Below are 12,848 nucleotides of genomic sequence, written 5' to 3' on the forward strand. Positions count from 1 at the left end.
AAGCCTACTCGCGGGTACGGTCCACGGACCCCTCTACCGGGCAGAAAAAAGCCCCGCCCCGGTGCGTACGGGGGAAGACGCACCGGGGCGGGGAGTCGCCGGGCCTTGGCCGTTGGGGCGGCCGCCGGCCCGAGGGGGGTCAGCTGAGGTGCAGCTGCTGGCCCGGGTAGATGAAGTCGGCGTCGTCGACGATGTCCTTGTTCAGCTTGAACAGCTTCTGCCAGCCGCCCTCGACGTGCTTCTTCTCGGCGATCGAGCTGAGGGTGTCGCCCTTGACGACCTTGTACTCGCCGTCACCCTTCTTGACCTTCTTGCCGGTCGGGGTCTCGACGGTCTTCTTCGCGGCCGGACGCTCCTGGGAGCGGGAGGCGTGCTGCTCCTGGGGCTGCGTGCTCTGCTTCGGCTGCGACGGCGCCGGGGTACCGGCGTCCGACGAGCTGTTCGAGGCGCCCGACAGGCCGACACCACAGGTCGGCCAGGCGCCCTTGCCCTGAGCGGCCAGGACCTTCTCGGCGACGGAGATCTGCTGCGCCTTGGAGGCCTTGTCGGCGGTGGAGGCGTAGGCGGTGCCGCCGTACGCGGCCCAGGTGGAGGCCGAGAACTGCAGGCCGCCGTAGTAGCCGTTGCCGGTGTTGATGGACCAGTTGCCGCCGGACTCGCACTGGGCGACGGTGTCCCACTCGGAGGTGGTGGCGGCGGAGGCGCTGCCCGCGGCCATCAGCGGGGCGGCGATGGCGGCGCCGGTGACACCGGCGAGTGCGGCGATACGCGTGGCCTTGGACGGGCGACGGTGCTTGCCCTTGCTGGAAAGCAGCATGAAGTGATCCCCTCACCGACGCCTGCGAGGTGAGCTGTCGGGTTCGGGCGTGGTGAGTTTGCCCGGCCGCGCGATCTCTCGCGCGGCTTCACCCCAAGCCGGTCCCGTCTCCGGTCCCGGCACTTACCTTGGGTCCCCCGCTCCTGCCCACGGCGCGTTACGCGACGACTGTTCCCGTACGGCCGTTGGCAGGATTCGGCGTTGCGACCGTCGGTGCCCGCAGTGGCGAGCGATCACGACCGTAGACATGCGATCCGCCGAATTTCAAAGACGATCAGGGTCTCTGAGATCCATCTCTCACTTGCGCCAAAACGGGCATTCCCAGGCGAACCAGGACCTGAACTCCCGCTACTTTTCGTCCGATTCGGCACCAACTGCAAGGCTCTGACCGGGAAGGATGAGGTCGGGGTCGGTGCCGACCGTCTGCTTGTTGGCGGCGTACAGCTCGGACCAACCGCCCTCCACCCCGAAGGAGTCGGCGATGCCCGAGAGACTGTCCCCGGAGCGGACGACGTACGAACCGTCGGCGGCCTCCCGCGAGGCGCCGGCGTCCCGCGAGGCGTGCCGCCCGGAGGGCTCCCCGGTGCGGTCCTCGGTCGCGCTGTCCGGACCGGCGGACGTGCCCTCGTCGGCGCTGCCGCCCCGGTGGCGTCCCGAGCTGGTTCCGTCGCTCCCGCTCGCGTCCGAAGACTCGTCATTTTCGCCGGACTTGTCCGAGTCGTCACCCTTCGACCCGTCCGTCTTCGCGTCACCGGACGTCTTCGCGTCGCCGTCCGCGTCCGACGAGCCGTCGGACTTCTCCGAGTCGCCGTCCGCCCCGGAGGAGGGGTCGGACAGGGTCGAGTCGGGCGAGGTCGCCAGCCCGGAGTCGGAGGGCTCGGACGAGTCGGACGAGTCCGATGAACCGGAGGAACCGGAGGAGTCGCCCGTACCGGACGACGAGTCGCCGGCCACGCCCGTGTCGACGCCGGCGGAGGACGAGTCCTTGCCGAGGCCGGCGATCAGTCCGCAGGTGGGCCAGGCGGCGACGCCCTGGTCGTCGAGGATGGCCTCGGCGACGGCTATCTGCTGGGAGCGGCTCGCCTGGTCGGCCCGCTGGGCGTACGCGAGGCCGCCGTACTTCTCCCAGTTCGCCTGGGTGATCTGCAGCCCGCCGTAGTATCCGTTGCCGTTGTCCGCGCTCCAGGTGCCGCCGCTCTCGCACTCCGCGACCTGGTCCCAGGTGGGGCCGCCGGCCGCGCTGGCGCTGGTGGCACCGAGCAACGGGATGGCGATGGCCGATCCGGTCACTCCTGCGGCGACGATGAGCGCCGGAGCCTGGCGGGGGCGACGGTGACGGCCGTTCCCGGAGAGCATGCGGTTGCCTTTCGCGTGACAACAGAGGAAATCCACGACAATTGCCGCCGCTGCGACGGCTGTTCCCGCCGCGGCGGAGCCTGCCGCGTTGATGGGTGAACGTAGCCGGACTCGAACGCTTGTTACAAGTCGATGCAGCAGAGATCACGTGAAGATCACAGAGCTGATAAAGCGTCAGCATTCTGGGTACCTGACGTGCTCCGTTGCGACATGCCGTCAGTTCAGGCCATCCATTTTCCCGAATGGCGTGAATTCCACCGGAAGTGTGCGCAGTCCACGCATGATGAGCCCTCCGCGCCACCTCAAATCGGCCGGATCCCCCGCGAGTCGGAGATCGGGGAGACGGCCGAGCAGGGTCGCGAGAGCCGTCTGTCCCTCCAGCCGGGCGAGGGGCGCGCCGAGGCAGTAGTGAATGCCGTGCCCGTAGCCGAGGTGCTGATTGTCACGTCGGGAGAGGTCGAGCGTGTCGGGGTCCGTGAACCGCTCCGGGTCGCGGTCGGCGGCCGCGAGAACGACGAGCACCGGGTCCCCCGCGCCGATCTCCTGACCGCCGATCCGGACGGGCTCGGTCGCGAACCGCCAGGTGGCCAGTTCCACGGGGCCGTCGTACCGCAGCAGTTCCTCGACCCCGGTCGCCAGCAGCGACTCCTGCCCGGCCGCGAGGGAGCGCTGGAGGCGCCCGCGCTGCTCGGGGTGGGTCAGCAGGGCGTACACGCCGTTCCCGATGAGGTTGACGGTGGTCTCGAACCCGGCGAACAGCAGGATGAACGCCATGGCGGCCGCCTCGTTCTCGGTGAGGTGCTCGCCGTGGTCCGAGGCGCGGATGAGGCCGGAGATCAGGTCCTCGCCGGGCGCGGGTTCGTCCGGGAGCGCCTGCCGCTTGCGGTGGATGAGCTCGGCGAGGTAGCCGCGCATCTTCTTCACGGACCGGGCCACCCCGCCCCGGGGGCCGCCGCCGTGCCGGATCATCATGCCCGCCCAGTCCCGGAAGTCGTCCTGGTCCTCCCGGGGGACGCCGAGCAGGTCGCAGATCGCGTAGATGGGCAGCGGGAACGCGAACTCGTGGATGAGGTCGGCGCTCCCCTCCTCCTCGAACCGGTCGATCAGCGCGTCGGCGAGTTCCTGGACGCGCGGGGCGAACTCGGCGATCCGGCGGGGCGTGAACGCCTTGCTCACCAGCCGCCGCAGCCGGGTGTGGTCCGGCGGGTCGATGTTGAGCAGATGCGTCATCAGCTCGGCCTTGCGCTCGCCGGGGATGCCCGTCCTGCCCTTCGCGTGGGCGGGCTCGTCGTGGTGCGCGGGGTTCTTGCTGAGCCGCTGGTCGGCGAGGGCCTGCTTGGCGTCCGCGTACCGGGTGACCAGCCAGGCCTCCACCCCGCTGGGCAGCCGCGTCCGGTGCACGGGGGCGTGCTCCCGCAGCCAGGCGTACGCCGGGTAGGGGTCGGTGGCGAACTCCCAGGTGAACAGCTCGGGGGCGGCGCTGTCCGGGGTGCCGCCGCCGGACGCGGGGTCGCGGGGCGCGGGGGCACCGGAGGCGGTGGCGCCGGGCGTGGGGTCGCCGGAGGCGGAGGCCTCGGACGAGGGGTCCCCGGGCGGGGCGGCGCCGGGCGTGGAGGTGCCGGGCTCGGGGGCGTCGGTGGGCTGGTCGGTCACGGCTCGACGGTATCCGCTCGTCCTGCGGCGGCGGCTCAGGGAGCGGGGCCGCCGGCAGCCGGCGGAGCGGGGCCGGCCGACGGCTCACGGAGCGGACCGGCGGGCCGTACCGAACATCCCGACTGTCCCGGAATCGCCTCCTGCTTGACTCCGCGACGCGAGAAGTTCCTACATTCGCGCGGTGGACCCGGACATACTCAGATCCAGCTTCGCGGTCGTCGAGCGACGGGCCGAATTCGCGGCCAAGTACTTCTACTCGCATCTGTTCCGCCATCATCCGGGCGTCCGCGCCCTCTTCCCGCTGGAATTCCCCGAGGACATGGCGCGTCAGCGCGAGCGGCTGTTCGCGGCGCTGACCCATGTGGTGCGGCGGCTGGACGATCCGGCGCTTCCCGAGTACTTACGGCACCTCGGCCGCGACCACCGCAAGTACCTGGTCGGTCCGGAGGATTACGCGGCCATGGGGACGAGCCTGCTGGCCGCGTTCGCCGCCGTCGCCGGGGCGGCGTGGACCACGGAGACGGAGAAGGCCTGGACCGAGGCGTACGCCGCGATCAGCGACCTCATGCTCCGAGGGGCCCGCGAGGCCGAGGCCGGCGGCGAACCCCCATGGTGGGACGCCGAGGTGGTGGCCCGGCAGCGGTACGGGGACGACCTCGCCGTGCTGACCCTGCGCCCCGGCCGGCCGCTGGCCTACTCCCCCGGCCAGTACGTCACCGTCAGCAGCCCCCGTCGTCCCGGCATCTGGCGCCCGTACTCGCTGGGCAACGCGCCCCGCCCCGACCACACGGTGGATCTGCACGTCAGCCGCGTCGAGGGCGGGGCCCTCTCCGGAGCCCTCGTCCGCGACACGCGGGAGGGGGACGTCCTGCGGCTCGGCGCGCCCGGCGGAGGGATGGTCCTGCGCACACCCGTCGAGCGCTCCGCCACGTTCATCGCGGCCGGCACCGGCTGGGCGCCCGTGAAGGCACTGCTGCAACAGCTCGACCCGGAGCACGAGGCGCGGCTGTTCGTCGTCGCCCGGGACCTGACGCGCCTCTACGACCGCCCCGCCGTCGAGGAGCTCCGGGCGCGGCTGCGCCGCCTGGCGGTCACCTTCATCACGCCCGCGCCCGGGCGGCCCATGGCCCAGGCCACCGAACGGCTGCTGACCGCGCTGGGCAGCCGGGCCGGCTGGTCCCGGCACGACGTCTACCTGGCCGGTCCGCCGCGGCTCGTCGACGAGGTCCTGGAGGTGCTGCCCGTCATCGGCACCCCGGCCGGCCGGATCTTCCACGACACCCTGGCGCCCACCGCCCCGCCGGCGTCGCACGGGCCGGACGCGGCGAGCCGGCTGCTGCACCGCCCCCGGCCGTACTGGCACGATCCGGCGGCCCGCACCCCGGACGCCTGAACGGACGGACTGGAGCAGCGGGCGGTCTCAGGTGCCGGCCGGGTGGCCGTCAGTCCTTCTCCGCCGCGCGGATCGCGTCGCGGTAGACACGGGCCGCCGCCCGCAGCGACGCCTCCGCGTCCACACCGTCCGCCTCGGCCCGCGCGGCTATCGCGAGCAGCTCGTACCCGATGCCCTCGCCGCGCGGCAGCGGGACGTCGAGTCCGGCGGTGCGGGCGCGGGAGGAGAGCTTCGCCGCGAGCGCGAGACCCGGCTGGCCCAGGGGCACGCCCTCCGTCACCGACGTCCGGCGCTTCTCCTCGGCCTTGGTGCGCAGCCAGTGCTCCTTGACCTCCTCGGGCGTGGAGGCGGTCTCGTCGCCGAAGACGTGCGGGTGGCGGTGGATGAGCTTGGCGACGATGCCGCCCGCGACGTCGTCCACGGAGAACGGCTCGTCCTCGTCCTCCTCGGCGATCCGGGCGTGGAAGACGACCTGGAGCAGGACGTCCCCCAGCTCCTCGCGCAGCTCGTCGCGGTCGCCCTCCTCGATCGCCTCGACCAGCTCGTACGCCTCCTCGATGCCGTACTTGGCGAGGCCCCGGTGGGTCTGCCGGGACGACCACGGGCACTCGGCGCGGATGCGGTCCATGACCTGGACGAGGTCGAGGAGGCGGGCGCCCGGCAGGTCGTACGAGGCGGGAAGCAGCTCCAGGTCCGGCATCCGGACCCGGCCGCCGCCGGCGAGCCGCGCCAGGCCGTCGGTGAGCCGGGGTTCGCCCTCGCCGGTGGCGACGACGACCACGCTGCGGCCTCCGGCGCAGGCGTCGACCAGCTCCTCGGCGGTCGGCGAGGCCTCGTCGACCTCGACGCCCGCCTCGCGCAGATACGGCAGCTGGGGGTGCGCGCCGTCCGCGCACAGGACGCGGTCGGCGCCGTGCAGGGCCTGCCAGGCGGGCCAGGAGAGCAGTCCGGGCGCGACGCGGTGGCTGGTGGTGAGCAGGACGACGCGGCCGGGTGCGGGGGCGTCGGGACCGGTCCCGTTCGGGTCGCCGTCGAGGCGGATTGCGTTCACCCCTCGAACGTAACCCACGCCACCGACAGCTCCCCGCGCTGTCCGGGTCCCGCCTGCTCTCCTACGAGCGGAGGCCGGTCCGCGCCCCGGACCGGCTGAGCGCCCCGGACCGCGGCCGTGCCTGCCGGACTACGCGGTCCGCGGGGCCGCCGCCTCGGCGCTGACCTCGCGCACCCACGGCGTCTTCACGTCGACGCGGCTGCTCTTCTCGACGTCCCAGGAGCCGTAGCGCGGGTTCAGGTCGATGTCGAGGTCCTTGGAGGCGTCCGACATGGCCTTCCAGAAGACGGTCTTGCCCTCGGTGGTGTTCATGTCGGCGCCGAGCGAGGCGGCCAGCTTCTGCGCCTCGATCTCCGTACGGAGGCTGTCGTCGAGACGCCCGGGCGCCACCCCGTACTGCTGCAGCCACGCCGTCTCCAGCTCCTTCGGGCCGCCCGCCTGCTGCTCCAGGGCCGCGCGCATCCGCTGGGTGTCCTTGCGGGTGACCGTCACGCCCGCGTTCTTCGCGGCGCGGTCGAGGACGCGGTCGAGGACCATGCCGTGCAGGGTGTCGCGGGTGAGGCTGCCGGTTTTGGCGATGGCCTGCTCGTACTGGGCGTCGTTCTTCAGCGCGGTCCGCTGGGCCGTGCGCACCTCGTCCACCCTGTTCTCCAGCTGGGCGACGCTGATCCGCTGTCCGCCGACGACGGCGGCGGCGCCCGGGTGGGCGTCCGACCCGCAGGCGGTCAGCAGGGGAGCCGCGGCGACGATCGCTGCGGAGAGGACGAGCGCGGTGCGACGGCGGCGGTGCAAGGAGACCTCCTGAGGAGATTGTGCGGCGGAGCACAAAGTCTTGCGGTGATCGATGGTAGGCAGAGACCCAGCTCTCGGCCACCCATTCGACCAACGATTCACAAGGACTTCGGGCACTCCCGCCCGCCACATCCGCCCCGTCCGCCCCGACCGCCCGTCCGGGTCAGCAGGGTCAGCAGGGTCAGCAGGGTCAGCCGGATCAGCCGGTGATCGCCACCGGCGCGTCCCAGGCGTCCCGGTCCACGGTGATCGTGTAGCCGCCGCGGGACTCCTTGCTGTTGACCATGTACTGGTGGGCGCGGTGGTGGCCGGTCCAGCGCTCGGGGTCCCACGGCCAGTCGCTGGTCGTGGTGTTCACCTTGTCCCACTTCGCGTACCAGAGGTTGCCCGGCAGGTTGGTGTGGTTCGTCGTGGTGGCGACGGCCTTGGCGCTGGAACTGCTGAACCCGTAGTACCCGGTGCGGTAGTACTTCGCGTGGACGGCCTTCTGCCAGGCGCGCACATAGGTCAGGACGGCGTCGTTGCAGCCCGTGTCCGTGATGTCGTACGGCTCCATGTCGAGGTAGAGCGCGCTGCCCGTCCGCATGCCGAGGGCGGACGCCCTGGCCACGGCGTCCTTGCCGTCGGCGGTGCCCTGGGAGGCCGCGGTGGAGGCCTGCAGCGTCTCGGGGCTGGTGCCGCTCTGGCAGGGCGGCTGGGCGCCGACGTAGATCGGGACGAGTTTCCAGCCGACGGCGCTGACGGACTTCACCCAGGAGGCCGTGAGGTTCGGCTGGGCGCAGCCCCGGTTCTTGCCGCCCACGTAGACGGCGGCGGCGCCGTAGAAACCGGTGTGCCAGGCCTTCATCGCGGAGAGGGACGGCGCCGTGCAGGCGTCGAACGCGCGGCCGGTGTAGGTCCTGGCCTTGGGCCACGAGGTGGTGGTGGCCTGGGAGTTCTGTGCCGCGATCCCGGCCCCGGCCAGGACGGCGGCGCCGGCCGCGGCCCACGCCACGTGTCTGCGTCTCTTCGACTGCCGATGACGCTGCTGACCGGTCATGAACGCCCCACCCCTGGCACACGCGTGCCCTTCGTACCTACGGAACCGGTTCGCAAGGTAGCCGACGTCGCTTCCCTGTTCGGAAAACTCCGGACCGTGATCACCACAAGTCTCGGCCAACCCGGCGCAAAATCTCCGTCCCCGGCCCGGACCGGGGACGCTAGCCGCGGACCTGCCCCAGCCATCCGAGGGTGCGCCGGATCTCCGCCGCCATCGGGTGGCCCGGTCCGCTCTGCCGTTCGACGTCGTGCAGCAGCCGGGCCAGCGTCTCGTGGGCGGCGGCGCGGTCGCCGAGGGCGAGCAGCAGATGACCGATGCGGCGGCGGACGTCGAGGGAGAGCTCGGGGTCCCCGCAGACGTACTGGTTCTCGTAGTACGGCAGCAGCGCCCGGTACTCGGCGAGCGCGGCGGCGGGCTCGCCGAGCTGCTCCAGGCACTGCGCGGCCTCGTAGCGGAAGCGCAGCGACTGCGTGTCGGCCTGGCCGGCCTCCGCGGCGCGCTGGTCGGCGAGGAGGCGCAGCTCGGGCAGCGCGCGCCGGTACTGGCCGTCGTCCATGAGCGTGGCCGCGTACTGCTTGCGCAGGGTGCGGACGACGGGCGAGTGCTCCCCGTGCTCGGCGGCGGCGGCCGGGAGTATCGAGCCGAGGATGTCGACGGCCTGGGTGATGCGGCCCTCGCCGAGCAGCCGCTTCACGTCGTCGACCGCGCCCGCGACGTCGGGCCGGGCGGCGGCGGGTGCGGAGGCGGACGGCTGGGGCGCCGGGGTGCGGGCGCGGTCCGGCCAGGGCGCGTGCGGGCGCAGGAAGGGGCGCGTGGGATCCAGCGGGGCGCCGGTGGGTGTGGCGCGCGCGGGCAGCAGCGGGAGCAGCTGCTCGTACGTCTCCTGGGCGGAGGCGGGCCGGTGCTGCGGGTCCTTGGCCAGCAGCCGCAGGACCAGCGCCTCCAGGGCGTCGGGGACCTCGGGGCGCAGCCGGCGGACCGGCAGCGGCGGCTCGTAGAGGTGGCGGTGCAGGACGCCGAGCGCGGTGGAGCCGGAGAACGGCACGTCGCCGCTGAGCAGTTCGTGCATCAGCACACCGAGCGCGTACAGGTCGGTGTACGGGCCGACCGCGCCGCCCATCGCCTGCTCGGGGGCCATGTAGGCGGGCGAGCCGATGGGGGAGCCGGTGTGGGTCAGGCGGGTGGTGTCGCTGTCCATGACGGAGGCGACGCCGAGGTCGAGGACGGTGACCGTGCCGTCCTGCTTGACCATCACGTTCCCCGGTTTGAGGTCGCGGTGGACGATCGGGACGGCGTGCACCGCGGAGAGCACCGCGCACAGCTGGGCGGCCACGGCGACGGTCCACTGCCAGGGGTAGGGGTCGTGCTCGGCGAGGTGGTCGGAGAGGTCGGCGCCGTCGACGTACTGCATGACGAGGAACAGCTCCTCGCCCTCGCTGCCCGCGTCGTGGACCGTGACCAGTCCGGGGTGGTCGACCTGCGCGGTGACCCGGCACTCGCGCACGAAGCGGCGGCGCAGCTCGTCGGCCTCCTGGCCCGCGACCTTGTCGGGGCGCAGCAGCTTCACGGCGACGCGCCGGTCCAGACGCTGGTCGTAGGCCGTCCAGACCTGGCCCATGCCGCCCTGGCCGATGAGCGTGGACAGCTCGTACCGCTCGGCGATGACGCGGGCCTGCGTCACGGTCACCTGTCGCCCTCCTGCTTGCGCAGGTAGTCGCTCAGCTCGTCGAGTTCGGCGCGGACCTGGTCGATCCGGGCGGGCGCGGGCCGCTGCGGGGCGGGGGCCTGCGGCACCGGTGTCTGGTGTGCCGGGGGCTGCGGCGCGGGCGTCTGTCGCGGGACCGGTGTGTGGTGCGGGACGGGTGTGTGCGGGCCCGGGACGGGCGGCGCGGGGAGGTGCGGTGCCGCGGGCTGGGTGACCGCGTACGGGGACGGCTGCTGCGGGTAGCCGTAGCCCGGCTGGGCGGGCGGGTAGGCGGTCGTGGCCATCGGCATCCGGCTCGCGAGTTCACGCTGGTGGCGTATGTCGAACATGACGAAGTACGCGCTGCTGATCGCGCCGAGCAGGATGATGCCGGCCAGGGCCGCGTCGGTCCTGTGGTCGGACTCGGGGAGCGAGCCGACCACGGCGAACCCGGCGACGGCCAGCGGGATGCTGCCCCAGGCGAGCACCCAGTCCGGCCACCGGCCGCGCAGCACCGCGACCCGGAACAGCGGCACGCAGGCGAGCAGTCCGCAGGTGAGGAAGCCCACGGCGCAGTAGAGCACGCGCAGGGGGATGACCGAGCCCGAACCGCGAGGGGGCGGCGCAGCGTGGCCGTACATGACTTCTCCTGGGACCAAGGTGGGGACGGACGTGCGAGTTTCGCGGTGTGAGCGTATAGCCCGATCCGGACAACCGGCCCGGGTTGTGCGGAACCGTTGCCGTACCGATCACTTCGCGCGCGCGGGCGCACGACCCACGCGCGCACTGCGGGCCCTCCGCGTCCCTCACGCCCCACTGCCGACGGAACCCGGCCGGTTGCCGTCGGCCGGGTCCCGTCAGTCGGGTCCCGTCAGTCGGGTCCCGTCAGTCGGGGGTGACCGTCCCGTCGGTCAGTCCGTCGTACATGCCGCGTACGAGGCGTTCGCCGAGGCGGCCCGCGAGCCTGAGGGCGTCCTCGAACTCGGCGAGCGCCCGGAACCGCTCCCCGTACGGGCGCTGTTCGTCGAGCGGCAGCCTGGGCAGCTGGAGGCGGCGCACGTCGAGCCGGGTGGCGGTGGACGCGTAGCTGCTGGCCTGGCGGTTGTTGGCGGTGCCGCGCAGGAACCCGGCGAGGAACCAGGGGTCGAGCGCGGCCGGGTCCGGGCGCAGCAGGGTGAGGTTGCGGCCGAGGGCGGCCCCGGCGGTCGCGTCGTCGATCACGCGCGTCGCGGAGCCGCCGCCGAGCACGGGGACGACGACGTCACCGGCCTCGACGAGCACGGGTTCCTCGTCGCCCTCCGGGAGCGTGCCCGAGGGGGCGGCCCCGGCGAGGACGTCGTGGTCGGTGAGGACGGGCACGCGCGCGGGGGCGTTGTTCGTGCCGGTGCGCAGGCGCAGGGCGCCGCCGCGGGCGAGTTCGCCGACGGAGGTGAGCGGCCAGCGGGCGGGGCGGCCCTGTTCGGCCGCCGGCGGGGTCAGGTCGGTGGTCAGGCGCAGGGTCTCGCCGAGGCGTTCGCGCAGGCGCGCGAGCTGTTCGGCGCCGCCGCTCGCGGCGGCCGGGGGCAGATGGCGGGCGGGGGCGAGGTCCACGTCGTCGTCGAGGAGTTCGATGACCGGCACCGAACGGCTGGCGCCCGGCCGCTCCTCGGCCGTCCCGTGCCGTTCGAACGGCCGCCAGGCGTCGAGGACCACGTCCCGTACCGCCTGCCAGTCGATGTTCCCCCGGCCGTCGCCGGCCGTGTCGCCGGCGTCCGCGAGCAGCACCTCGGGCTGCGTCGGGGGCTTCTCGGGCCGCCGCAGCACCCACAGGTGCAGCGGGATGCTGTACGGGGGCGCCGCGCCGACGGGCAGGGCGATGACCGCGCGCAGGGCTCCGCGGCGCAGCAGGTCGGCGCGGATCCGGCGGCCGGAACGGCGGGAGGCGGCGGCGGGAGGCATGAGGACGACGACGGTGCCGCCGTCCCTGGCGCGGGCCAGGGCGTGCTGCACCCAGGCCAGTTCGGACTCGGTGCGGGCCGGGAAGCCGTACTCCCAGCGGGAGTCGTAGGCGAGTTCGTCGTGGCCCCAGTTGCGCTCGTTGAACGGCGGGTGGCACAGCACGGCGTCGGCGTGCAGGCTCTCGTGGCTGTCCGCGCGCAGGCTGTCCCCGGCGGCGATCCGCACGGTGGCCCGGGTGCTCAGGGCGAGCCGCAGCCCGGTGAGCGCGGCCAGTTCGGGGGCGCTGTCCTGCCCGTAGAGCTCCTGGTCGGGCCGGGCGGCGACGGCGCGCAGCAGGGCCCCGGTGCCGCAGGCCGGGTCGAGCACCGTGCGGGCGGGTCCGGCGAGTTCGGCCATGAGCACGGCCAGGGGACCCGGGGTGAGGGTGTACTGCCGCGGGTTGGCGTCGAGGTGGCGGCCGAGCAGGAACTCGTACGTCTGGCGCGCGCCCGGTCCGGCGGCGAGGTCGGCGACGCCGCGCAGGAGCGGCACGGACGGCAGCAGCCGGGGGGCGGCCGGGGTGGCGACGGTGCGGACGCGGCCGGTGCCGAAGCGGGGGGCGAGGACCTGGTCGAGCGCCGCGGGCAGCAGGGCGGCGAGGCGTTCGTCGGAGCCGGCGCTCAACTCCAGCCAGGCGGTGGGGCGGTCGTGGATGAGCAGGAGGAGGCAGCCGGCGTGCACGAGGCCGGTGACCGGTCCCTCGGGATGGCCGGCGAGCTGCTGCCAGACGCGTTCGCGCAGGGGGACCTCGGCGAGTTTGCCCTGGGCGCGCAGCCACTCCTCGACCTCGGCGAGGGCGAAGGACGGGCTGGTCTCGGTGCCGCCGACCGGTTTGGGGAAGTCGCCGTGCCGGCGGCGCCAGTTGCTGACGGCGGCCCGGCCGACGCCGGCGAGCCGCGCGATACCGGCGGCGGTCACCTCTGTCCCGTTGTCCTGCACCGTTCCCGACCCCCCTCGTTCTGGCGTGTGTGGGCCGATCATAGCCACGCCCTCGCGCCCCACTTGGTTCACACCGTGTATCGAACGTACTCAGTGAACCGTGTTGACTCGGTTCACAAGCTCTGGTCTTATTGACCCAGCGAACGG

The 12,848-nt window shown here is 73.2% G+C and carries 10 protein-coding genes and 1 riboswitch; of the genes, 1 reads left to right on the forward strand and 9 read right to left on the reverse strand.

Translation table 11 applies throughout. The features are described 5' to 3' along the window. Positions 1–139: 139 nt before the first annotated feature. The 3 genes from ACFY93_RS11485 to ACFY93_RS11495 form a co-directional block, all read right to left on the reverse strand. Positions 140–817, reverse strand: a complete 678-nt coding sequence (locus ACFY93_RS11485) for a transglycosylase family protein (protein WP_391356360.1) — start codon at positions 815–817, stop codon at positions 140–142. A gap of 4 nt (positions 818–821) precedes the next feature. Then, a riboswitch (cyclic di-AMP (ydaO/yuaA leader) is annotated at positions 822–982 on the reverse strand. A 183-nt stretch (positions 983–1,165) separates the two neighbouring features. Beyond that, positions 1,166–2,173, reverse strand: coding sequence for a transglycosylase family protein (locus ACFY93_RS11490; protein ID WP_391356362.1), 1,008 nt, complete (start codon positions 2,171–2,173; stop codon positions 1,166–1,168). 216 nt (positions 2,174–2,389) lie between these two features. Beyond that, positions 2,390–3,640, reverse strand: coding sequence for a cytochrome P450 (locus ACFY93_RS11495; RefSeq protein WP_391356810.1), 1,251 nt, complete (start codon positions 3,638–3,640; stop codon positions 2,390–2,392). Between the two features lie 367 nt (positions 3,641–4,007). Here ACFY93_RS11495 and ACFY93_RS11500 point away from each other — a divergent pair, with 367 nt between their 5' ends. Then, a complete protein-coding gene (locus tag ACFY93_RS11500; protein WP_391356364.1) occupies positions 4,008–5,219 on the forward strand; it encodes a globin domain-containing protein in 1,212 nt (403 codons plus the stop codon). A 49-nt stretch (positions 5,220–5,268) separates the two neighbouring features. On the opposite strand, the gene ACFY93_RS11505 is transcribed toward ACFY93_RS11500, so the two are convergent. The 6 genes from ACFY93_RS11505 to ACFY93_RS11530 all read right to left on the reverse strand — a co-directional run bounded on the left by ACFY93_RS11505 (position 5,269) and on the right by ACFY93_RS11530 (position 12,701). Continuing rightward, positions 5,269–6,270, reverse strand: coding sequence for a nucleoside triphosphate pyrophosphohydrolase (locus tag ACFY93_RS11505; RefSeq protein ID WP_391356366.1), 1,002 nt, complete (start codon positions 6,268–6,270; stop codon positions 5,269–5,271). Positions 6,271–6,399: 129 nt separating this feature from the next. Continuing rightward, on the reverse strand, positions 6,400–7,062 hold the full coding sequence (locus ACFY93_RS11510; protein ID WP_391356369.1) for a SurA N-terminal domain-containing protein: 663 nt from the start codon (positions 7,060–7,062) through the stop codon (positions 6,400–6,402). 199 nt (positions 7,063–7,261) lie between these two features. Beyond that, on the reverse strand, positions 7,262–8,101 hold the full coding sequence (locus ACFY93_RS11515; RefSeq protein ID WP_391356371.1) for a glycoside hydrolase domain-containing protein: 840 nt from the start codon (positions 8,099–8,101) through the stop codon (positions 7,262–7,264). Positions 8,102–8,261: 160 nt separating this feature from the next. Further along, positions 8,262–9,746, reverse strand: coding sequence for a protein kinase (locus tag ACFY93_RS11520; RefSeq protein ID WP_391356813.1), 1,485 nt, complete (start codon positions 9,744–9,746; stop codon positions 8,262–8,264). A 38-nt stretch (positions 9,747–9,784) separates the two neighbouring features. Beyond that, the gene (locus tag ACFY93_RS11525) at positions 9,785–10,426 is read right to left on the reverse strand and encodes a hypothetical protein (RefSeq protein ID WP_391356373.1); all 642 of its coding nucleotides are present in this window, start codon (positions 10,424–10,426) and stop codon (positions 9,785–9,787) included. A 244-nt stretch (positions 10,427–10,670) separates the two neighbouring features. Beyond that, the gene (locus tag ACFY93_RS11530) at positions 10,671–12,701 is read right to left on the reverse strand and encodes an N-6 DNA methylase (RefSeq protein WP_391356375.1); all 2,031 of its coding nucleotides are present in this window, start codon (positions 12,699–12,701) and stop codon (positions 10,671–10,673) included. Positions 12,702–12,848: the final 147 nt, after the last annotated feature.

The sequence above is a fragment of the Streptomyces sp. NPDC008313 genome (assembly GCF_042956125.1).
Classification (GTDB): Bacteria; Actinomycetota; Actinomycetes; order Streptomycetales; family Streptomycetaceae; genus Streptomyces.

Bases quoted from the DNA above. Each gene is read 5' to 3' on its own strand.
- ACFY93_RS11525 (WP_391356373.1), bottom strand. From the start codon at position 10,426: ATGTACGGCCACGCTGCGCCGCCCCCTCGCGGTTCGGGCTCGGTCATC.
- ACFY93_RS11485 (WP_391356360.1), bottom strand. From the start codon at position 817: ATGCTGCTTTCCAGCAAGGGCAAGCACCGTCGCCCGTCCAAGGCCACG.
- ACFY93_RS11490 (WP_391356362.1), bottom strand. From the start codon at position 2,173: ATGCTCTCCGGGAACGGCCGTCACCGTCGCCCCCGCCAGGCTCCGGCG.
- ACFY93_RS11515 (WP_391356371.1), bottom strand. From the start codon at position 8,101: ATGACCGGTCAGCAGCGTCATCGGCAGTCGAAGAGACGCAGACACGTG.